The sequence below is a fragment of the Scytonema sp. PRP1 genome, assembly GCF_036697665.2.
Classification (GTDB): domain Bacteria; phylum Cyanobacteriota; class Cyanobacteriia; order Cyanobacteriales; family Nostocaceae; genus Kalymmatonema; species Kalymmatonema gypsitolerans.
Genome location: NZ_JBAHYJ020000113.1, coordinates 323,331 through 345,506 on the forward strand (window position 1 = coordinate 323,331; position 22,176 = coordinate 345,506).

19 protein-coding genes and 1 tRNA gene are annotated in these 22,176 nt (G+C 43.0%); 10 read left to right on the top strand and 10 right to left on the bottom strand.

Going from position 1 to position 22,176, the window contains the following annotated elements; translation table 11 throughout:
* Position 1: 1 nt before the first annotated feature.
* On the bottom strand, positions 2–964 hold the full coding sequence (locus tag V5G28_RS30900; RefSeq protein ID WP_332987199.1) for an alpha/beta fold hydrolase: 963 nt from the start codon (positions 962–964) through the stop codon (positions 2–4).
* Positions 965–1,412: 448 nt separating this feature from the next.
* On the opposite strand from V5G28_RS30900, the gene V5G28_RS30905 reads away from it, so the two are divergent.
* The 6 genes from V5G28_RS30905 to V5G28_RS30930 all read left to right on the top strand — a co-directional run bounded on the left by V5G28_RS30905 (position 1,413) and on the right by V5G28_RS30930 (position 7,582).
* Positions 1,413–1,964 (top strand): GNAT family N-acetyltransferase, encoded by a 552-nt coding sequence (locus V5G28_RS30905; RefSeq protein ID WP_096566008.1) that lies wholly within the window; start codon positions 1,413–1,415, stop codon positions 1,962–1,964.
* 307 nt (positions 1,965–2,271) lie between these two features.
* A tRNA-Pro gene (locus V5G28_RS30910) sits at positions 2,272–2,345 on the top strand.
* A gap of 918 nt (positions 2,346–3,263) precedes the next feature.
* Complete coding sequence (locus tag V5G28_RS30915) at positions 3,264–4,112, top strand: Tic22 family protein (protein WP_332987200.1); 849 nt, start codon at positions 3,264–3,266, stop codon at positions 4,110–4,112.
* A 25-nt stretch (positions 4,113–4,137) separates the two neighbouring features.
* Complete coding sequence (prmC, locus tag V5G28_RS30920) at positions 4,138–5,052, top strand: peptide chain release factor N(5)-glutamine methyltransferase (protein WP_332987201.1); 915 nt, start codon at positions 4,138–4,140, stop codon at positions 5,050–5,052.
* 204 nt (positions 5,053–5,256) lie between these two features.
* Entirely contained in the window at positions 5,257–5,883 is a 627-nt protein-coding gene (locus V5G28_RS30925) for an L-threonylcarbamoyladenylate synthase (protein ID WP_332987202.1), read from the top strand.
* A gap of 766 nt (positions 5,884–6,649) precedes the next feature.
* Positions 6,650–7,582, top strand: coding sequence for a sensor histidine kinase (locus tag V5G28_RS30930; RefSeq protein ID WP_332987203.1), 933 nt, complete (start codon positions 6,650–6,652; stop codon positions 7,580–7,582).
* Here V5G28_RS30930 and V5G28_RS30935 read toward each other — a convergent pair.
* From V5G28_RS30935 to V5G28_RS30955, 5 genes are all read right to left on the bottom strand, one after another.
* Positions 7,533–8,006: a GNAT family N-acetyltransferase gene (locus tag V5G28_RS30935; RefSeq protein WP_332987204.1), complete on the bottom strand. Its 474-nt coding sequence runs from the start codon at positions 8,004–8,006 to the stop codon at positions 7,533–7,535. The two genes, V5G28_RS30930 and V5G28_RS30935, sit on opposite strands and share 50 nt — an antisense overlap.
* 106 nt (positions 8,007–8,112) lie before the next feature.
* The gene (locus V5G28_RS30940) at positions 8,113–8,526 is read right to left on the bottom strand and encodes a hypothetical protein (protein ID WP_332987205.1); all 414 of its coding nucleotides are present in this window, start codon (positions 8,524–8,526) and stop codon (positions 8,113–8,115) included.
* Positions 8,527–8,672: 146 nt separating this feature from the next.
* On the bottom strand, positions 8,673–9,653 hold the full coding sequence (gene secF / locus V5G28_RS30945) for a protein translocase subunit SecF (RefSeq protein WP_332987206.1): 981 nt from the start codon (positions 9,651–9,653) through the stop codon (positions 8,673–8,675).
* Positions 9,650–11,062, bottom strand: a complete 1,413-nt coding sequence (secD, locus tag V5G28_RS30950; RefSeq protein WP_332987207.1) for a protein translocase subunit SecD — start codon at positions 11,060–11,062, stop codon at positions 9,650–9,652. Before secD ends, secF begins: the two co-directional genes overlap by 4 nt.
* Before the next feature lie 183 nt (positions 11,063–11,245).
* The gene (locus tag V5G28_RS30955; protein WP_332987208.1) at positions 11,246–12,229 is read right to left on the bottom strand and encodes an alpha-ketoacid dehydrogenase subunit beta; all 984 of its coding nucleotides are present in this window, start codon (positions 12,227–12,229) and stop codon (positions 11,246–11,248) included.
* 490 nt (positions 12,230–12,719) lie between these two features.
* Here V5G28_RS30955 and V5G28_RS30960 point away from each other — a divergent pair, with 490 nt between their 5' ends.
* A complete protein-coding gene (locus V5G28_RS30960; protein WP_332987209.1) occupies positions 12,720–13,907 on the top strand; it encodes a hypothetical protein in 1,188 nt (395 codons plus the stop codon).
* 141 nt (positions 13,908–14,048) lie between these two features.
* On the opposite strand, the gene V5G28_RS30965 is transcribed toward V5G28_RS30960, so the two are convergent.
* The 3 genes from V5G28_RS30965 to V5G28_RS30975 all read right to left on the bottom strand — a co-directional run bounded on the left by V5G28_RS30965 (position 14,049) and on the right by V5G28_RS30975 (position 16,431).
* Positions 14,049–14,384, bottom strand: a complete 336-nt coding sequence (locus V5G28_RS30965; protein WP_073633821.1) for a helix-turn-helix domain-containing protein — start codon at positions 14,382–14,384, stop codon at positions 14,049–14,051.
* Between the two features lie 368 nt (positions 14,385–14,752).
* Positions 14,753–15,733 carry a porphobilinogen synthase gene (hemB, locus tag V5G28_RS30970; protein ID WP_332987210.1) on the bottom strand — a complete coding sequence of 327 codons (981 nt, stop codon included), beginning with the start codon at positions 15,731–15,733 and terminating at the stop codon, positions 14,753–14,755.
* A 356-nt stretch (positions 15,734–16,089) separates the two neighbouring features.
* Entirely contained in the window at positions 16,090–16,431 is a 342-nt protein-coding gene (locus V5G28_RS30975; protein ID WP_332987211.1) for a DUF4870 domain-containing protein, read from the bottom strand.
* Positions 16,432–16,562: 131 nt separating this feature from the next.
* Between V5G28_RS30975 and V5G28_RS30980 the strand changes: the two genes are divergently transcribed.
* The 3 genes from V5G28_RS30980 (at position 16,563) to V5G28_RS30990 (ending at position 21,648) form a co-directional block, all read left to right on the top strand.
* Positions 16,563–18,200, top strand: a complete 1,638-nt coding sequence (locus V5G28_RS30980; protein ID WP_332987212.1) for a peptide chain release factor 3 — start codon at positions 16,563–16,565, stop codon at positions 18,198–18,200.
* 232 nt (positions 18,201–18,432) lie between these two features.
* Complete coding sequence (locus V5G28_RS30985; RefSeq protein ID WP_332987214.1) at positions 18,433–20,565, top strand: zinc metalloprotease HtpX; 2,133 nt, start codon at positions 18,433–18,435, stop codon at positions 20,563–20,565.
* A gap of 573 nt (positions 20,566–21,138) precedes the next feature.
* Positions 21,139–21,648, top strand: a complete 510-nt coding sequence (locus V5G28_RS30990; RefSeq protein ID WP_332987215.1) for an RNA recognition motif domain-containing protein — start codon at positions 21,139–21,141, stop codon at positions 21,646–21,648.
* Positions 21,649–21,734: 86 nt separating this feature from the next.
* On the opposite strand, the gene V5G28_RS30995 is transcribed toward V5G28_RS30990, so the two are convergent.
* Positions 21,735–22,124: a hypothetical protein gene (locus V5G28_RS30995; protein WP_096566040.1), complete on the bottom strand. Its 390-nt coding sequence runs from the start codon at positions 22,122–22,124 to the stop codon at positions 21,735–21,737.
* Between the last annotated feature and the right edge of the window lie 52 nt (positions 22,125–22,176).

Consider the following 22,176-nt stretch of genomic DNA (forward strand, 5'->3'; position numbering starts at 1 on the left):
ATTACTCCCTCATCTCCCTCATCTCCCTCATCTCCCCCATCTCCTCTGCTTTGTAGTACTGCACAATCAGAGAGCGGATGTGAGTAGCAACCGCGTCCGGCTGTTCCAACATGGCTAGGTGCCCGCAATCAGGAATTTCGATAACATTGTCACCACAGTAGCCGAAAAGAGGGTGAAAGCTAGCTAAATGCCGCACATACTTGGGTTCCATAACCTTGTCTTCCGCACCAGTAAGGAAATAAATCGGTTGCTTGAGTTGAGAAACAAGTTGAGGCAAGCGGTTAATTTCTTCTTCTGTTGTAGAATCTAGCAGTGCTCCCAAAGCTGCTTCTGGATCTGCAACAACAAAATCAATCACCCGCTGACGCGCCCAATTGCGCTCCAAGGGGCGTGCTACACTCGCTCTGGTAAACAGTAAATCAATCAGAGGCACTTGGCTAAGCCATTTCGGGCGAAGTTGCAAAAACCGCTGACCCGCCGAGCGAAACTGCTCAAACGCTTCTTTAAGATAAATTCCACCACCTGAGTTAATACAAATCACACCTTTGACAGATTCAGGCATTTGAGCAGCACCCCAAAGAGCGATCGTGCCTCCTAAAGAGTGACCAACCAACCAAGCACTCTTAACGTTTAATTGTTGCAGGAGATCTGCTAAATCGTGAGCATAGGCAGCCGGAGTATAAGGAGAATCAAAGGGATTAACAACCGCACGACTAGATTTATCACTTAAGCTGAAATAAGTTTGTTCTCGACTAAAATCAGTTTTTAACCTAGACTGCGACTCTCCAAAACCTCTCAAATCATAGGAAAGACACTGAAAATCATCTGACAACCGAGAAATCACAGGTTGCCAGTATCCACTGCTATTGAGCCATCCGTGGATAAAAACTAAGGTGTGAGGATAGTCCGTGGGAGCCGTTAGCTCGTATGCGTGTGGAACGCCCAAGATTTCGATGGTTGCCATACTCCTATCGTACCCCGTTCAGGCAGGCAGTAGGGGAAGCAGGAAAAGCTTGGCTCAGACCCAGACACGGAGAAATTTTCTCTTGGCTGTCCCATCCCTCATCTCCCTCATCTCCCTCATCTTCCCAACAACAATTCTCAGGGCTACTGAAAATCTTCGCTCTAAATAAGAGCGGTGTGGCGAAAGCCCCCGCGATGGGAGCCGGGGGTAAGCTTACGTTCAAATACTTCTGTTTTAGTTAATTTGTCGTTGGCTCTACAACAAAATGCTAAAGTTGAAAGAGATTAGTGTGAGACACACTCTTGCTGACTACTGTCATTCAAAATCCCGCAAAAACACAAAAAACTGTCTGTGTAAGGGGGATAAAAGGTCGGTAGTTCGGTGATCCGTGAATCAGCACTCTTCTCAGTAGTAACCAATTCAGTTATAGTACCCGAACCGCGTTGGCATGGGTTTTTGGAAAACTTGGTTTAGTACATCAGAAGCTACCTCAACAACCAGAACAACACCCTTAGAAGAGTATGCAGTGGAAACTGTTGGTAACTCAAACTCTAATAGTGTTGGCGAAGTTCATCAGCAGGAAACTCGCATAGTTTTTAGTACGGAGCGAGATATCGACCTGTATGAACTAGAGGAACTATGTGATTCAGTCGGTTGGTCGCGTCGTCCTCTGCGAAAAGTGAAAAAAGCTATTGAGCATAGTTTTCTCGTAGCCTCTATGTGGCAAGTGCGAGGAAACAAAAGGCGACTTATTGGTTTTGCCCGTGCGACGTCAGATCATGCCTTTAATGCCACAATTTGGGACGTGGTAATTCATCCGGAATTTCAAGGTAAAGGACTGGGTAAGGCTCTCATGAAATATGTACTCAAAAAGCTTAGGAGTGAAGAAATTAGCAATGTTACTCTTTTTGCTGACCCCCATGTTGTAGACTTCTACCGGACTTTGGGTTTCATGTCCGACCCAGAAGGCATCAAAGGTATGTTTTGGTATCCTCATTAATTTTTAAATGAACACAGTAGCTTTTACCACAAACTCAGCTAGGATTTTAAGGTTTGACTATTAAGACGCTGTTTGCCATAGAGCGAAAAGCGGTAATTCCTTATTGGCATCACTTCCAATTAGAACGGGTAAGTGGTTGTTAATTGCTTGCAGTAGGTGAGTATATCCTACACAAAGCTTGATAAAGCAGGGTGTTGGCAAAAAGTAAAAAGCGTGGTATGATTAGAAAGCTAATCCAAAAAATTACACAAGTGAGTCAAGCACTATTAGTGTAATAAACAAGTAAAGGTTAGTTGGCTTCTGTTATCGGGATGTAGCGCAGCTTGGTAGCGCGCCTGCTTTGGGAGCAGGATGCCGCAGGTTCAAATCCTGTCATCCCGATATATAAATATTAATGAAGAAATCCTAGACCAGTAAATTGGTCTAGGATTTTTTACATATTTTTTAGCTAATACATATACCTGGTAAGTATGTAACCAGCCCTTTTCCTGTCCCAGACGCTGAGCATCGACAGGGTACGTGCGCAGAACTTACAGCAGAATTCAGGAGTCAGAAGTCAGAAGTCAGAAGTCAGAAGTAAAAAGGGCTTGATGTCTGACTTTTAGATAACAACGTTGTACTTCATTTACTTGCAATGTGCTGTATGAATATGACTTTGGACCTCGCTGGGCGCAAAACGTACCTCCAGCGTATAGCAAGCACGCAGTTGCTTCTATCGGGCGTCTACAAATGTTATCTCAATTTGGTAATGTAAATTACCAAAGAATACACATATAAAAAAATATAGTTTTTTTAGCAGAAACTATCAAAAAATCAAATAAAAAGTCAACATTTGCCTGTTTTTGGACTGTTAGTTTGATATGTAAGTGTATGGACACATAAATTGCATATTTTCCTGGAAGCTGTAATGATGCTGCATTGTGCTTTTATTATTCTCTATTAGCCAAAGTTATTTTTAAGCAGTGAGTTACTGCAAAAGTGCAAAAATCTGTAAATCTTGAAACATTTTGCAGCAGCCCTAGCAGGAACGATTTAATATTTCTTGTCGTCAACTATAGGTGAGAAAGCCAATAAAATGGCAGATGATGCCTTAGGTAAAGAGAAGATTTATCGCCGATCTTGTTAAGATACAGCAGGCATCTACACTTCTTCGTGCAATTTTTAGTAAGGCGAAATTGAAACACCAAAAACAGCACACTCAATTGGTAAAGAAGGTACTATAACTAAGACTAGTTGGTGCTGTGCAAATCCAACTATTTGTCAGACTTGATTTTAGATGTATTGATGCGAGGAGAAATCATGAATTCATTAGTTCGCTGGGGCACAACATTGAGTTTAGTTGGGAGTACTCTGCTGGCAACGGTTTTTAGCGGGAATGCTCCAGTACTCGCATTGACAGAACAACAAATTAAAGAAAAATTAGACCCGGTACCAGTGTTTTTGATTACTAACAACCAAGGTGTACCTCTAACTCGTACTGTCAATGGGCAAAATGGACAAAACGGACAAAACGCGCAAAAGAAGCAAGCCACAGTGACAGATGTTTTCATGAGTGGACAGGACGCTCAGGCTTTTATCACCCAACTGCAGAATGTCCAAGGCAAAGACCCGAAAATGGCAGAAATGTTAAAAAGCCTGCAAGTGACACCTGTACCCTTGGGGATGATTTATCAAAGACTTCGAGAAAATGCTAAGAAACCAGACAACCTCGTGTTTGCTTTTAACCCTGGAAAGCAGGATCTAGACGGGGCGGTGACATTGCTGCGCCAAAGTGGTAAAGAAGTTAAGCAGTTCCCCAGTGTGCCTGTTTTCATCGTTAGGTCGCCAGACAAGGGGTATGTATCCGTGAAACGGAAAACTGACAACAAGGAAGTTATTCCTCTGTTTTTAAGTCAAAAAGACGCTCAAGGTTTGTTGAACCAAGTCAAGCAACAAGTTCCCAAGGCTGAGATTCAGGTTGTGGACATAGACGGAGTTATTAAAACTATGCGGGATAAAAATGATCCGTGGCTCAGCCAAGTATCTATAGTGCCATCTACCGAAAGTATGCAGTATGTTATTAGCAAGCAAAATAATGCAAAGCCTGGTGGCTCTGCTCCGAATCAAACCCCCTCTGCCAAACCTTCCGCACCTGCTCCTAAAAAATAATAAAATTATGCCTTAAGATAGAGGCATGAAGGATAAGGAATCGTCAGTAACTGGTTTGCAACTTTGGCAGTGGCGGAACGCGGCAATTCAATCTGCGATCGCCACTGGAATTTCACCTGCTGAAGTAGATTGGTTACTACAAGAAGTTGCTGGGTTAGACCGATTGGCATTGCGTTTGGAATCATTTAAAGACCGAAATCAGCTTGCTTTAGAGTTATCTTTAGAAGATTTAGACAAACTCTGGCAGCGGCGATTAAATGAACACTTGCCAGTACAATATGTTGCTGGAGCGACTCCTTGGCGAAACTATAAAATTGCTGTGTCCAACGCGGTTTTGATTCCTAGACCAGAAACAGAGTCTTTGATAGATTTAGCTGTCGCGGCTACTGAAAGTGGGACAGATCCGTCTTTAAAACAAGGACACTGGGCTGACTTGGGAACTGGTAGTGGCGCGATCGCGATTGGGCTGGCAGATGTTTTCACGAAAGCAATCATTCACGCTGTTGATTACAGTCACCAGGCGCTTCTGGTTGCAATGGCAAACGCCCAAAATTTAGGTTTTGGGGAGCGCATTCGATTTTATCAAGGTTTTTGGTGGCAACCTCTGGAATCGCTCAAGGGTCAGTTTAGTGGCATGGTGTCTAACCCGCCTTATATCCCCACCAACATCATACCTACCCTACAACTTGAAGTCGTTAACCATGAACCACATCTCGCTTTAGACGGGGGTGCTGATGGTTTGGATTGCATCCGCCATTTGGTAGAAGTTTCCCCCACCTATTTACGACCCGGTGGGGTGTGGCTCATTGAAATGATGGCAGGACAAGCAGATACCGTGCAAGAAATGTTGGAAAATCAAGGTAGTTATTGCAACATTCAGATTCACAAAGATTTAGCTGGTATTGAGCGCTTTGCCCTGACGTATAAAAAAAGTACGTAATATAGCGTTTGGATTAGGGATTAGCGATTAGGGATTAGCGATTAGGGATTAGCGATTAGGGTAAGGTGTGAGTATTGTCCAGTCCCCAGTCCCCAGTCCCCAGTCCTCAGTCCCCAGTGCCCGTTAATATAGGAAAATTTTCTTCCTTTTTCCACTGATAATTAGGTATTCTGAGTTCTGAGTTCTGAATTCTGAGTTCTCTTCATGCAAGTTTCCCTAGACGCCCTTGTGGCTGGTGTACGTGCTGGTCAATTAATAAGTTTTCCCACAGATACTGTTCCCGCACTGGCAGCTTTACCAGAACAAGCAGGCTTAATTTATGCAGCAAAGCAGCGGAGTCGCGATAAACCTTTAATATTAATGGCAGCCAGTGCTGAAGAAATTTGGTCTTTTGTCACGGGTGATGACAATGAGTATAAGATTTGGCACAAAATTGCTAAGAAATATTGGCCAGGAGCGCTGACTTTGGTGTTGCCTGCTTCAGCAAGTGTACCAAAAGCGATGATTTCTATTCCTGATGGAGATTTAGACACCCAAAAGGGTCAGCCGACTGACTGCATGACAATAGGGATTCGAGTGCCTGATTGTAGGATTGCTCAGACAATTTTGACACAAACAGGTCCTCTGGCAACCACCAGTGCTAATTTATCAGGTCAGCCCCCCTTACAAACAATGTTAGAAATTTCGGCACAGTTTCCCGATGTTTTGACTCTGGCGGCGACGGAACTTAAAGACGAGATACGAGGAATTGGTGTCCCTTCCACTGTTGTTAAATGGACTGGAAAGAATTGGCAAATTTTACGGCAAGGTGCTATAAAGGTAGAGCTTTAAGCCTTGGATTCAGTAGATAAAAGAGTATTTTCTGTATGGGGCGACTGCCTAGGGCAACTATGCTCTTTGCCGAAACAGGTCTGTTGTCTACTTGAGTTGTTTACTTGAATGGCATTATTTTTAAGGTGGATGAGGCGCTTGTCCATCTTTGCCCTACTTTGAGCAATACTTCGGTAACGCTGCACGGCATCTAACCCAACTTAACAACGTTTGTTTATACATATTATGGACATTAGATGGGAATGAAAGTTCCCGTTTTGTCCTACATCCTTTAGCTTCAGTAGAAGCTTGTTAGGCTTACCGCTTTACTGTTAAGCTAAAACACATTTAGATTGCGTATTTTTGGTTCTGATAAGGGTGTAGGATGTAGTGAATTTATCTAAACCTATACTTTTTATCCCTTAATCAAATGTGCAAAGAAAATGTGCAAGAGCTTATCAACATATAAAAGGGTGCATCTGGAGGCAGGCAAATCTGAGTTCACCAGACTAAACCTGCTTAAGTAGGCTTGGTTTGTCAGATGGATGCTCCTGAATCATCAAGAGTACTAAGAGTCAGGAACATTGCAGTGTTCCGGCTAAGTGCTGTGTGTAAACAATTCCAAAGTTTTCTCTTCAACCTTAAAACTGGGTCAGAAATAGAAGAATTTTTATCTGTAGCTAGAAATTCAGGATTGCAGGACTCTGTTAAAAAGGAGTGAAATGGGAACTCCGGAACTTTGTTTTCTGCCTCTATGGTTTATTAAAAACGTGATTTTTGCCAGATTATGAATTGGAGTCACTGGGTATATTTAGGAGTAGGACTAGCATTAGGGGTGAGTGTGAGTGGGTTATTTGCGCGGCGGGAGGCGTCTTCTAACTCATCCACAGTCTCATCAGTGAATGAACAAGAGGCTACATCGGCACTCCTGCAACAGATCAAGCAAACGCAGCTAGCGTATTTTATGGCAAGGGAAATCAGCCAGTTCAAGGCAGGGTTTTTGGCGCGGACGACTCACGTATTGCGATCGCCCCTGAATGGTTTGATTGGCTTGCATCAGTTAATTTTGTCTAACTTATGTGAAAATCCAGAAGAAGAACGAGAATTTATCGCTCAAGCTCACGAGCGAGCGCTGAAGCTGCTAAAACTGATTGATGAAATTCTTAGCGTTGCCAGAATCGAACATGGTACGAGCAAATTAAATATTCAGCCTTTAAAACTAGCGGAACTGTTGCAGGAAGTTCACAACTTAACTTATATGTTGGCGGAAAACCGCAATTTTCCCTTACTCGTGATACCACCAGACCCAGAAATTTATATTTTTGCAGACCCTTTTTGGTTACGACAAGTCTTAGTAAATTTGGTGGAAAGTTGCATTGGTCTGATGGAGGAAGGCAGTATCTGTATTTCTGCCAAAGTTTCCCAAACAAGTGATTGTGTTCACATTTGGTTAGATGTGCCAATTGATGCGGCTCCCCAAAGTGAGCCGATAGATTTTATCACATTACAAGAAAATATGCCTGAAGCTGATGGGAAAAAAGACATTTTCATGCCTGGAATGAAGCTATTACTCAATCAAACTCTTTTGGAAGTCATGGCGGGAAAGTTGGAAATCGTTCCCTTTCCCACCACTGAGGGACAAGCCGACGATGTGAGGAGGCTACAAATATCTATCCCCCGAGTGATTCCTGAAGCTGAATTTCCGCTGGAAGAGAACTAAAGTTAGGTTGATTATATAGCACCATTGTGCTGGTGGAATTAGCTTGGAAACCAATCCTTTCGTAGAACCGCTGCTTGTGAGTAGTCATTAAGTAGACACGCTCAACGCGGTTCATACGGGGATGGCTCAAAACGGTTTCTACCAACTTGCTTCCCAGTCCAACACCACGAAACTCTGGATCGATGGCAACATCCCAAATAGTAGCGCGGTAGATGCCATCGGAAGTTGCTCTAGCAAAGCCAATCAGCCGTTCTCCATCCCAAACGGTAATCACAGGGTCACTGTTGGCAATGGCTATGCCCAAATCTTCGATGCTGCGACCTTTTGCCCAAAAAGCAGAAACGTTTAATAGCTGCTGGATCTGATAAAGATCGATTTCAGACTTGCGATCGCTAAATCGAATCTGAGTATGACTATCATTCATGGATTTTACCGAATTGCACGAGTATATCCGCTATCCTTTATCGGATTTAGTAAGATAGCGGTTGATTTGTATCAATGATAAACTTTAAAAAAATTAATACTTTAATTTAACTGCAAACCCATCTCCATAAAGGATGACTTGGTCCTTGCTGGCGTATCCGACAAACCTGTTGTTCTAGGCGTTGCTTTTCCTGCTGTGGTAGTCCTAGTAGGGCATTGCGACTTTGCCAAATCAGAACAGCAAGGGTGATACCGAGACAAAAATATAGACCAAGAGTAGCCAAGGGATGATAGTATAGCCCGTATCGCACAGCTACCCAGGTAAAGTATTGTCGCCACAGTGCAATTTCAGAACGTAAATCCCACACACAAACAGGCACAACAGTGAGCCACAAAAAACCGACAAACAACCACCTGCTATATACTTGTAGCTGGTGCAGCTTTTGTACTTGTTTAGCAAAAGACGGATCGCTTTCGTCAAGATACCAGCTATTTGATGATGGTTGTTCTGGTTGAGCCATAAGTGGGTAGGAGATGGAGGGGAGAGAAGGGGCAATGAGATAAAGAGCGTATCCCTCACGGGACGCTTTGCGACGAGCGCGAGTATTGGGGAAAAAATGAACTATTTCTTATTCTTAACTCCTAACTCCTAACTCATCACTCATAACTAACTATCAACTGAAGCATCTATTGATTCGGCGCGATTGGGTAGTACTGAGTCGCCTTTGCGCTCTCGCCACCAGGCAAGGAGTGTACTAGCTATAAAAATACTGGAATAAGCCCCAGCTGCAAAGCCAATAATCAATGCTAAAGCAAAATTTTTCAGTGTTTCTCCTCCAAATAGGAAGAGCGCAAGTAATGTCAGTAACACGGTTAAGGTTGTGTTTATTGACCGTGTTAGGGTTTGGTTTACCGCATCATCTACAATATCGGCAAAGCGGCGTTCAGGATTAGTTTTGATAGTTTCGCGAATGCGGTCATAAATGACCACAGTATCGTTAACCGAAAAACCTGTAATCGTCAGCAGAGCGACGATGAAAAGGCTATCTACTTCTGTCCCTAGTGTCAAACCCAAAATCGAAAAAATCCCGACCGTGATGAATATATCGTGGAATAGAGCGACGATCGCAAAAACGGCATAGTCTAACTGGAAGCGAAAAGCCATGTAGACAACAATGCCAATGAAGGAAACTATCAGAGCGAGGATACCAGACCTAAATAGATCTTGCCCGACGCTAGGACCCACCGTGTCAATTTGGTTTTTCTGAGGGTCAAAAGCGCCTATTTTCTCACTGATGGCGTTTTGCAATTGGGTACGCTGTTCGGGAGTTAAAGTTTTAGTCCGAATTAATACACCGTTTTCTTTCCTTGTCTCCTTATCGGCAATAATTTGGATACTGCTATCACCCAGCCCTTGTGCTCTGGCTACTTCCCGGACGACGTTAACATCAATCGCTTTGTCGCAGTTACCTGGTTTGGTACAATCTCGTTCAAACTGCAGGCGCGTACCACCGATAAAATCCAAACCGGGACGCAGGGGAGCACCAAGTTGTTGCCAAGAAATCACCATTGAGATGATACCGGCAAGGATAATCGCGGAGGAAACAATCCACCAAAGTCCTCTTGATTTGTTGATACTGAGTCTCATCGAGCCACCTCTGCCTTATTCGTCACTGGCAGGTTCGGACAGAAAAGTTCGGTTTTGCGCAGCGAAGGGAATGAAATTGCGAAAAACATAAGTGTGCGACTACAGGTGATTGCTGAAAACATACTGACAGCCACACCCAAAGCTAAGGTGAGAGCAAAGCCTTTCACCAACCCAGATCCGAGCCAGAACAGCGCCGCACAGGCAATCCATGTTGTGACGTTGCTATCTAAAATACTAGAAAATGCTCGGTAAAAACCGGATTCTACAGAACGATACAGAGATTTGCCTGCTCGTAATTCTTCCCGTGTACGCTCAAAAATCAGCACGTTAGCATCAACCGCCATACCAATACTGAGGATAAAACCAGCAATACCTGGTAGTGTTAGGGTAACGCCTAACAAAGCAAAGCTTGCCCAAGTTAGGAGAGAGTAAATCACAAGAGCTATATCCGCAATCAGTCCCGGTAATCGATAGTACACCACCATAAATATCAATACTAAAGTCAAACCACCGATGCCAGCATAGATGCTGCTTTGTATACTATCTTTACCCAATGTCGCCCCAACAGTCCGGATTTCTCCAATTTCTACTGGTACGGGTAACGCGCCACCGCGTAGTTGCACGCCTAAGTCGTTGGCTTGTTGTGCAGTAAATCGACCTGTAATCACAGCAGAACCACCAGTAATACCCGTGCTAGCTAATTCTGGTCCTACGGTGGGAGCACTAATGAGTTCGTTGTCCAGAAAAATACCTATGCTGCGTCCGGTACCGGCGAGTTGTTTCGTGAGTTCAGCAAACACTTCACCGCCCTTTTCATTAAAGCGAATAGCAACATGCCAGTCACTTCCTTGCGTTGGTTCGCCGTAAGCGTCCTTGAGGTATTTACCTGTGAGTGCTGGGTTTGTGCTTTCAAATAATTCGGCAATTGCTTTAGTATTGTTTTGCAGTTCTTGTTGATTTTTCTCTATAGCAGCTTTATCGTTGCTCTTCCTCAATTGTTCCTGCTTTGCCTTCAGTTCTGCTCTGGATGCTTGAAGAGCAAACACTTGAGTTTCTGTATTTGGCTTTTGCTTGCGAAACTCTAATTCTGCCGTACCTCCCAGCACTCGTTCTGCTTGCTCTGGGTCATTAACTCCGGGCAGTTGTACTAAAATTTTGTCAGTACCTACCGTTTGGATGACTGGTTCAGAAACGCCCAAACCATTGATCCGACCTTCAACGACGCTTTTAACAGCATCCAATTCTCGTTCGGTAATTTGTTGAATTTCTGGTGTGGTTTTTACCTGAATGGTAAGCTGTGAACCTCCCCGTAAGTCTAACCCTAGAGGTATAGGAATTGTGGCAATCACCGTAATGGCGGCGATTACCAAGATTAAAATCAAAGCTAATAGCGATCGCTGTCTTTGCATACCCTTACTCGCTGCGACAAAGGCTATGATAGCGCTCTTTGGAAGAGTTGTAGAGACGCGCCATGGCGCGTCTCTACATTTGTTAGTAGAAAGGCACTGTTTGAAGCGTCTGTACATTTGGAGCGTTGCTAGTTATTCTTTACGAATAACTACTAACGACTACCCAAATTCTACTTTGCAGTCCTAGACGCGCAAAGCTACCATTTTTTCCACAGCTTCAACAATTTGCTCTGGTTGAACAATCGTCAATCTCTCCATATTACCGTTGTAGGGCGTGGGAATATCTTGGGAAGAAAGCCGGAGTACAGGTGCATCCAATTCATCAAACAAGCGTTCATTGATAGAGGCAATTAATTCTGCTCCAATGCCTCCTGTTCTCATGCCCTCTTCGACGATAATCACTTGATGTGTTTTTCTTACTGATGCACCAATTGTATCAAAATCTAATGGCTTGAGTGATATCAAGTCAATGACTTCTGGGTCATAACCTTGCTTTTCCAATGTTTTTACTGCTTGCATCACATGATGCCTCATCCGCGAATATGTCAATATTGTGACATCTTTTCCCCGCCGTACAACTTCTGCTTTATCCAAAGGCAGTAGGTATTCTTCTTCTGGTAAGTCTTCTTTCAAGTTGTAAAGCAGAACATGTTCAAAAAACAACACCGGGTTATCATTGCGGATAGCCGATTTTAGCAATCCTTTGGCGTTGTAAGGAGTAGAGCAGGCGACAATTTTCAACCCTGGTACGGCTTGGAAGTATGCTTCTAGGCGCTGGGAGTGTTCTGCGCCAAGCTGTCTTCCCACACCTCCAGGACCGCGAATCACCATTGGAATTTTAAAGTTACCCCCGGAAGTATAGCGCAGCATACCCGCGTTGTTAGCTATTTGGTTAAAGGCAAGAAGCAAGAAACCCATGTTCATGCCTTCAACGATTGGTCGCAACCCGGTCATTGCTGCCCCAACAGCTAAACCTGTAAAGCTGTTTTCAGCAATAGGAGTGTCTAGAAGTCGGAGATCGCCATATTTTTTGTATAAGTCTTTAGTCACTTTGTAGGAACCGCCATAATGTCCTACGTCTTCACCAAGAACGAAGACAGTTGCGTCACGCGCCATTTCTTCATCAATGGCTTCCCGCAAAGCGTTGAAGAACAGTGTTTCTGCCATTTGACCAATATTATCGATTATTGTTCTTGAATCTTATCGCGCATCTGCTCTCCAAGACGGTGAGCAATTGCACGAGTTGCATCTATAGTCATAAACCGTAAAAAGTTCAGAGGACAACACAGACACTATTATTACGGGATTTGGTAGTTTCTCGCCCTTTCCTACGGGGAATTGACCTAATTTATGAATCAGTGACACATATCACGTGGTTTGTACAAGGCAGACCTTATTGTGGAACCACAACGCGTGTATTAACTTTCTTGATGAGAAATTCTTTTCAGTCGGGAATGTTCTCAGTGATAAGCTAGAACACGTTGAAATGACATATTTCGTTGTGGGAAATTTTCAGATTTTTTCCAAAATTCTATTTGCCTATTGTAACTTTTAAACTTTAATTAAGCAATTTTCTGACTTGAATAAATGTCTTATACAATACCAAAGAATTTACCTGTTACCCGATTAACCTTTAAAAGATAATGGGAGTATGTCAATGAATCTACCTGTTGTTTTCGATATTGCTCTTGGCTTAGTTTTTATTTACTTAACTTTGAGCTTGATCGCTTCTGAAATTCAGGAATTAATATCTACCGTTCTACAATGGAGAGCTAAACATTTAAAACAATCAATTGAATTGCTCATGGCAGGTGGTAGCCAAACTGGATCAGAAGAAATCGAAAAGGCAGTGGAGTTGGTAAAGGAACTTTATGGAGACCCCATAATTAATACTTTAAATCAACAAGCAAAGGATGGAATAGAAAAGGGATTCCGAGACGTTACTAAAACCATTCACTCAAAAGTATCAAAAGAAAAACAAAGTGCTCCTTCCTATATTCCTTCCGAAACATTTGCAATCACTTTATTAGAAACTTTAAAAATTCCCCACTTAATTGAGTATGTGAAAAATCCTAGTACTCAAAATAACTTGCGCATGATACTATCCACTTATAAAGAATTGAAAACAGGTATTAATGACAAAAATAGTGAAAGCTACCAAAGAATCGAAGCAATATATGGAGATATTGAGCAAAACCAAAAATTTAAAAATCTTGTTAATAGTTTACCTGAACACGTACCTGATAAGTTAATTAATAGTCTTACTGTGATTGCTGACAGGACTAGGATAAAAATTGATGACCTCAAAGAACAAGCGAATCAGTTTAAAAAAGAGGTTGAAACGTGGTTTGACCGCTCAATGGATAGGTCAAGTGGTGTTTATAAGCGCAATGCTAAAGGAGTTGCTATCTTAATTGGGATAGCAATTGCTATATTAACCAATACTGATACATTTTTCCTCCTCAACAGACTATCACGGGATTCGGCTATTCGCTCTGTAATTACTCAAAGAGCAATTCAGCAAGCCGAATCTTATCCTAATGATATAAATGTCATTAGGCAAGCTCAGCAGGATTTAAGGGATGCTTCTGTACCCATTGGATGGCAAAACATCAATCAACAGCTTGATCTTGAACCATTGAATACTAGTCAAGGCAATACTGCTAACGCTGTCTTGCGCAAAATTTGGAAGGTTATAGCTATATTATGCGGTTGGGTTGTAAGTGGTTTAGCTATTGCGATGGGTGCGCCTTTTTGGTTTGATATCCTTAATAAAGTTGTCAATGTGCGTAATGCTGGTCCAAAACCTGAGTCGTATACTAAGGATCAGCCGCCTTCACAATAGTGTTTCACTCCGGAGTTTCCCCTCTTCCTCCACTGTTTCAACTCAGATTGAACTCACATCACTCGCAATTTTTGGCTCAAGTTATCTCACTCGTCCTTTGAAACTGAAAAACTGGGGCTAGCAACAGGCTATGAATTGAATTTAGTATCCAGCCTCTCTCAAGTGCAAACTTGGCGAATCGCTGACTTGAGTCACCTGATTCATTTGAGGAGGTTGATTGACCTGATTTTCCGGAAATCTTCTAGGTCTTCCTGGTTTACGCTTATGTCGTTGATTTATTGATTTTTCGCTTGCAGCAGCCAGTTCTTCTGGTGTACATTTAAACAGCCGCAATGCATCTAAATATTTTTTAGGTGTCATGGTAGGCTCTGTACGCCCAGCTTCCCAGTTGCGAACACTAGTTTCACTAATTGCAAGCCTGAAGGCAACCTCTGCACGGCTAAGTCCCGCACGCTCTCTCAGGACTTGCATATCCATACCCAATGCTCCCTTTCTAAAACTATAGTACTTATTTATTAAATCAATTGACGTAAAAAAGCCAACTGAGGATTATTTCTTAACTATATTATTTTATAATCTATTGCTTACGTATCTGGCAAACGGGCGATAGCCCTCACCCCCCATAGTTAGTCTTTTTCAAGCGTTTGGGAAGCTGCCTCTGTTTTATAGTGTATTTTTATCTGTCACCCAAAAAGTCTCGGCGATCAAATTTATCTCTTAAGTAGAGGATAATCTCATACCCAGACACAAAGACACCTAGATTGGCTCTGCGCCCTTGCAGCTTGGTGTGAGATTATCAACAAAGTTACCAAACTTAATGATTTGGCACTTGAGGCAATCAGCGTCTAGCGCAACCAACGCGCCGCATCTTTAGCATGGTAGGTTAAAATCAAGTCTGCACCGGCGCGTTTAAAGCCGATGAGAGTTTCCATTACCACACGTTGTTCGTCAATCCACCCATTCAAAGCTGCGGCTTTAATCATAGAATACTCACCAGAAACGTTATAAGCAGCAACAGGCAAGTTAGTCGCTTCCTTAACGCGCCAGATAATATCCATGTATGCCAAAGCTGGCTTCACCATCAGCATATCAGCACCTTCGGTGATATCCAGTGCAATTTCTTTGAGGGCTTCCTTGGCGTTACCAGGGTCCATTTGGTATGTTCGGCGATCGCCAAACTGTGGGGTTGAGTCTGCTGCATCCCGGAATGGACCGTAGTAAGCCGAAGCATATTTCGCAGCATAAGACAAAATCGGGGTATCTTGGAATCCAGCCTCATCCAAAGCGCTGCGGATGGCTTGCACAAATCCATCCATCATTCCGGAAGGCGCAATGATATCTGCCCCGGCTTTTGCTTGGGAAACCGCTGTTTTGCCAAGTAATTCTAGAGTTGGGTCATTCAAAACCCGTCCGGTTAAGTCACCGACTTGCAAATAACCGCAGTGTCCATGACTGGTGTACTCGCACAAACAAGTATCAGCAATCACAATTAAATCAGGTACTGCTTGTTTGACAGCGGTTGCTGCTTTTTGAACAATACCGCAATCATGCCATGCGCCAGTCGCATCCACATCTTTATCTGCAGGAATGCCAAATAAAATAATGGCAGGAATTCCCAGGTCGTAGACCTCTTTTGCCTCTTCCACTATTTTGTCTATTGAAAGTTGGAAGACACCAGGCATAGATCTGACTTCGTTGGCAATTCCCTCACCTGGTACGGCAAATAGAGGGTAAATTAAATCATTTGTGGTTAAAACAGTTTCGCGTACCATTCGGCGCAGTTGTGGATGGGTACGCAAACGGCGGGGGCGATGAATCGGAAACATAAATTTTTGTAAATTTAATAAACGATGGACACAAAACAAAGCGTCACAAACGCACAGTAAAAACGCTATGTAGTTAGACAGACTACAAAAAGCGCTTAACTATCACGCCACTTGCGAGACTCGGGGCAAACGAACACGCAAGTGGTTCTTCTCCCCTAATGCTTATGACGCTGTGGGGTAATTTTGTATTTTACAGGTATATTGCCGAGCAAAAATATTAAAAGTTCCGTCAAATTGTACATCTGGACGTCATTAAAAATTAATGGTGATGTGCGCGCAATTAGTCCAGAATGAATAATTCATCAACCGATAGTTTTTTGATGAATGACTAAAGGCTAATGAAGCATGACTGATGACTAAAAAACCCGGAAAATGAAGGGATAGCGGAAGGGTTTATCTGGATCGGTAACAACAGAGAAAATTGCCCAAATTGTCAGTCCCCAGTGGACTAGAAACCATAAACCTGCTAGTGGTAACAGCAAACCGAAGGTTATCCAAGTTAATCCTGTTACAATCGCTCCATAAAGCCATACATTAAAGTGGAAGTTGATTGACTCTTTAGCATTTTCCTTAACAACTGGGTCTTCAGACAGAAACAGTATGGCTATGGGTAGACCTACAGACACTAAGGTAGCGCTTAAGAAAATTGCGCCATGACTCAGTGCTGATAGAATCTTCCGTTTGTCTGAATCGTACATTCTTTTTTTTCTCCCTTAGTTTAGCGTGGTAATTATACAACGACCCTATCACGAGCATTGTTATCTTAAGATTAAAAGACTCGCTAAAGTTGGAAAAAGTTAAGTTAAGTTACAAGCAAGCAAATCACAGTATGTCTACTGAAATACAGTCGGAATTGCATCAAGCAGTTGATCATCGTCGCAACTTTGCGATTATTTCTCACCCAGACGCGGGGAAAACGACACTAACAGAAAAGCTTCTGCTGTACGGAGGAGCAATTCATGAAGCTGGCGCAGTGAAGGCAAGACGGGCGCAGCGCAAAGCCACCTCTGACTGGATGGCAATGGAACAACAACGAGGTATTTCGATTACCTCTACAGTGTTGCAGTTTGAATATCAGGACTGTCAGATAAATTTGTTAGATACGCCTGGACACCAGGATTTTAGCGAAGATACTTATCGTACCCTGGCAGCAGCAGATAATGCCGTGATGCTGATTGATGCGGCAAAAGGTTTGGAACCGCAGACGCGGAAGTTGTTTGAAGTGTGTAAGATGCGCGGTATACCCATCTTCACATTTGTGAACAAACTTGACCGTCCCGGAAGGGAACCTTTGGAACTGTTGGACGAGATTGAGCAAGAATTAGGGTTGCAAACCTATGCTGTGAATTGGCCCATTGGTATGGGCGATCGCTTCAAAGGGATTTATGACCGCCAAGAACAACAAATTCACCTGTTTGAAAGAAGCGCCCACGGTAGCCGCGAAGCTGTGGATACAGTAGTTGATTTAGGCGATGCGAGAATAGAAGAACTTTTAGAACAAGACCTCTACTACCAACTGAAAAACGATATAGAACTCCTAGAAGGGGTGGGACCAGAATTAGATTTGGAATTGGTTCATCAAGGCAAAATGACACCCGTTTTCTTTGGTAGTGCGATGACCAACTTCGGGGTAGAGTTATTCCTAAAATACTTCCTTAACTACGCCCTCAGACCTGGTTCCCACAACAGCACTGTTGGTGAAATTCCCCCTACCAACCCCGATTTTTCTGGATTTGTCTTTAAACTTCAAGCAAACATGGACCCGAAGCACCGCGATCGCGTCGCTTTTGTGCGCGTCTGTACGGGTAGGTTTGAAAAAGATATGACAGTGAATCACGCCCGCACAGGCAAAACTATTCGCCTGTCCCGCCCACAAAAATTATTTGCTCAAGAACGCGAATCAATAGATGTCGCTTATGCAGGTGATGTCATCGGTTTGAACAATCCTGGTGTTTTTGCTATAGGCGATACTATTTATACTGGGCAAAAACTGGAATATGAGGGAATTCCTTATTTCTCGCCCGAGTTATTTGCAGTTCTCCGGAACCCCAACCCTTCTAAATTCAAACAATTCCAAAAAGGCGTTTCCGAATTGCGAGAAGAAGGAGCCGTGCAAATAATGTACTCAGTGGATGAAGCGAAACGCGATCCAATTTTGGCAGCAGTCGGACAGTTGCAATTTGAAGTGGTACAGTTCCGGTTGCAAAACGAATATGGAGTCGAAACTCTGCTCGAATTGTTGCCTTACTCTGTCGCCCGTTGGGTTGAGGGCGGATGGGAAGTGTTGAACAAGATAGGACGCTTATTCAATAGCACAACAGTGAAAGACAGCATGGGACGCCCAGTGTTGCTATTCCGCAATGAATGGAATTGTCATCAATTGCAGGAAGACCATCCAGAATTGAAATTGAGCGCTATTGCCCCAGTCGTTTCTGGACAACAACCGATAAATGATTCAAATAGTTAGTTGTTAGTGGTTAGTAATTCCTACCAACTAATGTACAGACGCGACGCCAGTCGCCTAGGTCGGGAGACCAACGCCAGTCACCTACGGCGGGAAACCCGCCTGCAGTGCTGGCTCCTCCTGCAGCGCTGGCTCGCCATAGCGCGTCTGTACAACTACTCACTATTTAAGAGCGAAGTGCTTGAAAAAGCTCATAGATGGGTATTTTAAAAAAGACCGGAGTGAGAAAATTTTTATGCCTTCACATCCTGAACCATCTTTGGAGGCAGGATTATCCGCAATTAAGCAGGGTGATTTCCAAAGCGCGATCGCGACTCTAGAAGCAGTAGCTGCAACTGACAACAGCAACACAGTTTTGCAAGCGCAGATAGGGTTAGTCGTAGCTTATGCAAAAAGCGGTAATATCCCAAAGGCGATCGCCTTATGCGAAACTCTCACTCAAAGTCAAAATCCCCAAGTACAACAGTGGGCAAATGGCACTTTAGAGCAATTGACACTCCCTCAACAAAGTAGTGAAACATCAATAACTGATGTCACACGTTCTGTCCCGATTGAACCGGACAAAAGGAACTGGGGAGATGAGGGAGCAACATCCTCCTCATCCCCTCCTCCAGTCAGTCGCGAAAAAGCTAAACCACTGACAATTCATTGGCGACAAGCAAGAAGAGCACAGTCTTGGCAACCCCTGCAAAAGCTCAACTTAATACCCTTTCGGCTGCTGATAGCAGGAACATTCATCGCTTTATTTTGGGTGATGCGGGAATTGCTCGTGTTGGTAATGCGATTTATCAACGATATCCTTAGTAAACTACCATATTTGCAGCAAATACAGCTTTTCTCGGCTAATCCTACTTTATTCTTACTATTGCTACTGCTCATTTTGATAGGCTTTTCTCCCTGGTTACTAGACCGAATACTTATAAATTTTTACGGTCATAGAAAATTGGAGAGAGATACCTTAAATAGATACAGTAAAGAAGCTGTTCGGGTGCTGCAAGGCTGTTGTCAGCAGAGAGGCTGGGAGTTACCAAAACTTGGTGTTTTACCTTTGGCAGCACCTTTGGCGCTGACTTATGGGAATTTACCGCGCACAGCCCGAATTGTGGTGAGTCAGGGGCTGTTAGAGCAACTGGCAGATGATGAGATAGCCACAATTTATGCGAGCCAGTTAGGGCATATTGTCCATTGGGATTTTGTCGTGATGTCTTTGGTGCTACTCGTAACAATCCCAATATATAAAGCATATCAGTATTTTTCTCAATGGGGAGACACAACAACAGCGCGAATTTGGCGTCCTATTATGGGTATTATGGCAAGCCTGACCTATGGAGTTTGGTGTTTGCTGACTGGAACAAGCATATGGTTGTCACAGTTACGGCTTTACTATAGCGATCGCTTTGCTGTTGAAATCACTGGTAATCCTAATGGTCTTGTCCGTGCCTTACTCAAAATTGCGATTGGTATTGCTGATGATATCCAAAAACAAGAACATACCAGTTGGCAGTTAGAAAGCTTAAATATACTAGCGCCTGTGAGCCACCAGCAAAGTATTTGTTTGGGTAGTATTGCTCCTCACACGACGTTTGAATCGTTTTTCATGTGGGACTATCTTAACCCTTATCGCTGGTGGTTTGTAATTAACAATACTCATCCTTTGTTCGGCGATCGCTTGCAACGTTTGGTATCAATAGCCCGCCGTTGGCATTTAGAAACACAATTGAATTTGGAAAGCCAACAGCCTTTGAGAGTGAAGCCTCAATCTTTTTTATTTCAAATCGCTCCCTTTTTAGGAATTCCCATAGGTGCTGTGTTTGCCGTTCTAATTTGGCTCATTTGGCAAACGGCATACGCACTTAAGTTTTTGAACTTAAAGTGGATATACGATGATTGGTCTTTTGTGACAGGTTGCGTACTGATTGGATTTAGTATTGGTACATTATTCCGGATCAATTCTTTTTTTCCTGATATTAAACTTACCACTGCCCAAACTGATGACCGATTGCCTAACCTCTTATCCAACCCAGCCGTTCTTCCATCTGACAGCATAGCCGTGCGCTTCGTCGGTAAGTTATTAGGTCGTCGAGGTGTAAGTAATTGCTCGAGCCAAGATTTCATCCTGCAATCCAACACGGCTTTGGTGAAATTACACCACATTTGGTGGATAGGGCAACAGGTCAATCTTCAGGACTTGATTGGTCGCCAGATTACAGTCACAGGTTGGTTACGGCGAGGAGCAACGCCTTGGATTGATATCCAAACTTTGCAAACTCAAAGCGGTACAACTATCTACAGTCCTCATCCCATTTGGTCTACAGTCTTGGCTGTTGCGGCAGAAGCTTGGGGAGCGTACATCCTTTTAAGAGGTTAGTCAACGGTATGTAAATAAAAGTTGCACAAATCGAAATAAAATGTTACTTTTAGTAATATTAACAGTAGCAACCGATATAACAAGAAAACCTAAAGTTAATTATCTGTGCGACTGGTTGCGCTAATATATCCCCTTTTCCCAACACAGCAGTGAATCAGCCAGCCACAGGCTGGTTTTTGTTTACCAAAAAGCAAACTTTAAGAAAAAGTGTACTTTATGTTACTATGCGATTATGAGATCGCTGGAAATGTCTAAGATGAACTAGCTAGGTGTAAAATAGCGTGATAACCTAAGGAATAGTGTTTGATTGTTCGGAAAAAAAGTGCAGAAGAAGTTTCCAGTGGCAAGCAGTAGGCTGTAAAATTTAAAATTCTTAGAATAAAGGTGTTATTAGCGTTGTGCGCTTTTGTATTATGCAAGCTTTATCCTGGTAAAAAACTGTATTGTATTGGTTAACAGTTTGGAAAAAAAAATTGGTTTGTGGCAGCGTTGGTCAATGGTATCTATTGAAAGCCAGACCCAAGCTAGTGTTTTTTGCCCGGTCGTTTTCACTCAACTCATGGAGGTGTAGTTATGTCCGTTCGCCTATACATAGGCAATTTGCCTAAAGAAGAAATAGATCGTCAAGAACTGCAAGCAGTTTTTGCAGAAGAAGGCGATGCAGTTACCACTAAACTGATTAAAGACCGAAAAACAGGCAAATGTCGTGGATTCGGTTTTTTGACAGTAAATAATGACGAACAAGCAGACCAAATTATTGAAAAATACAATGGTCAAGTGTTCAAAGACTCTACTATAAAACTCGAGAAGGCATTACCTCGTACAAAAGGAGAGGAAAACAACGAGGAACTACCTAGTAAACCTACTCCGAACCCTGTAAGTAGCACCCCTACTCCTACTCCAGTAAGAGAAAACAATCGTAGGGAAAAAAGTTCTTCTAACAAGAAGTCTCGTCGTGGTGGCGGTGCTAGGGAAAATACACCAGTCGCATCTGGTAGCGATGACACGATTCGTCCAGATCCTCGCTGGGCTAATGAGTTGGAAAAACTCAAGCAAATGCTTGCGGCACAAACCACAAGCTAATGCGCAAGCAAGAAAGATTAAAAATTAAAAATCAAGTTTTTTTGATTTTTAATTTTTAATTGTTATGCCAAAAATGGCTGAGCTATCTAGCTAAAGGGAAGTTGTAACCATTGTTGTAAGTGCGATCGCAACTGTTGGGTGAAAAGCGATCGCTGGCTATATTTTTCTGAGCGAATAGGCTTGCGTTCTTGATCTAGTGTCCAACCATAATCGCTACTCAGGCGCAGCCTGTCTTGCCAGTCTGAAATAGAAACGACAAGTCCAGATGCAGGGCTGTTGTCTACACCTTGTACACGGAAGACATAGTTAAATGTATTCTGTTTACCAGGAGCGACGGTAGAAGGTTGACCGCATTCGACCAAAAGTCGCGATCGCACTTGTTCGACAAGACCCGGTTTTTGCAAATCTTCGAGAGTCCGAACCCCTAAAGTTAGGGCAAAGTAAAAATCTTCAACCGGAATAAATTCTAATTGCATAGAATCTCTGTGAGAGTTCGACATTTTGCTAGTGATTGAGAATGTAATCAAA

Coding starts and splice junctions, on each gene's coding strand:
- V5G28_RS30900 (WP_332987199.1), bottom strand. CDS start 964: ATGGCAACCATCGAAATCTTGGGCGTTCCACACGCATACGAGCTAACG.
- V5G28_RS30905 (WP_096566008.1), top strand. CDS start 1,413: ATGGGTTTTTGGAAAACTTGGTTTAGTACATCAGAAGCTACCTCAACA.
- V5G28_RS30915 (WP_332987200.1), top strand. CDS start 3,264: ATGAATTCATTAGTTCGCTGGGGCACAACATTGAGTTTAGTTGGGAGT.
- prmC (WP_332987201.1), top strand. CDS start 4,138: ATGAAGGATAAGGAATCGTCAGTAACTGGTTTGCAACTTTGGCAGTGG.
- V5G28_RS30925 (WP_332987202.1), top strand. CDS start 5,257: ATGCAAGTTTCCCTAGACGCCCTTGTGGCTGGTGTACGTGCTGGTCAA.
- V5G28_RS30930 (WP_332987203.1), top strand. CDS start 6,650: ATGAATTGGAGTCACTGGGTATATTTAGGAGTAGGACTAGCATTAGGG.
- V5G28_RS30935 (WP_332987204.1), bottom strand. CDS start 8,006: ATGAATGATAGTCATACTCAGATTCGATTTAGCGATCGCAAGTCTGAA.
- V5G28_RS30940 (WP_332987205.1), bottom strand. CDS start 8,526: ATGGCTCAACCAGAACAACCATCATCAAATAGCTGGTATCTTGACGAA.
- secF (WP_332987206.1), bottom strand. CDS start 9,653: ATGAGACTCAGTATCAACAAATCAAGAGGACTTTGGTGGATTGTTTCC.
- secD (WP_332987207.1), bottom strand. CDS start 11,062: ATGCAAAGACAGCGATCGCTATTAGCTTTGATTTTAATCTTGGTAATC.
- V5G28_RS30955 (WP_332987208.1), bottom strand. CDS start 12,229: ATGGCAGAAACACTGTTCTTCAACGCTTTGCGGGAAGCCATTGATGAA.
- V5G28_RS30960 (WP_332987209.1), top strand. CDS start 12,720: ATGAATCTACCTGTTGTTTTCGATATTGCTCTTGGCTTAGTTTTTATT.
- V5G28_RS30965 (WP_073633821.1), bottom strand. CDS start 14,384: ATGGATATGCAAGTCCTGAGAGAGCGTGCGGGACTTAGCCGTGCAGAG.
- hemB (WP_332987210.1), bottom strand. CDS start 15,733: ATGTTTCCGATTCATCGCCCCCGCCGTTTGCGTACCCATCCACAACTG.
- V5G28_RS30975 (WP_332987211.1), bottom strand. CDS start 16,431: ATGTACGATTCAGACAAACGGAAGATTCTATCAGCACTGAGTCATGGC.
- V5G28_RS30980 (WP_332987212.1), top strand. CDS start 16,563: ATGTCTACTGAAATACAGTCGGAATTGCATCAAGCAGTTGATCATCGT.
- V5G28_RS30985 (WP_332987214.1), top strand. CDS start 18,433: ATGCCTTCACATCCTGAACCATCTTTGGAGGCAGGATTATCCGCAATT.
- V5G28_RS30990 (WP_332987215.1), top strand. CDS start 21,139: ATGTCCGTTCGCCTATACATAGGCAATTTGCCTAAAGAAGAAATAGAT.
- V5G28_RS30995 (WP_096566040.1), bottom strand. CDS start 22,124: ATGCAATTAGAATTTATTCCGGTTGAAGATTTTTACTTTGCCCTAACT.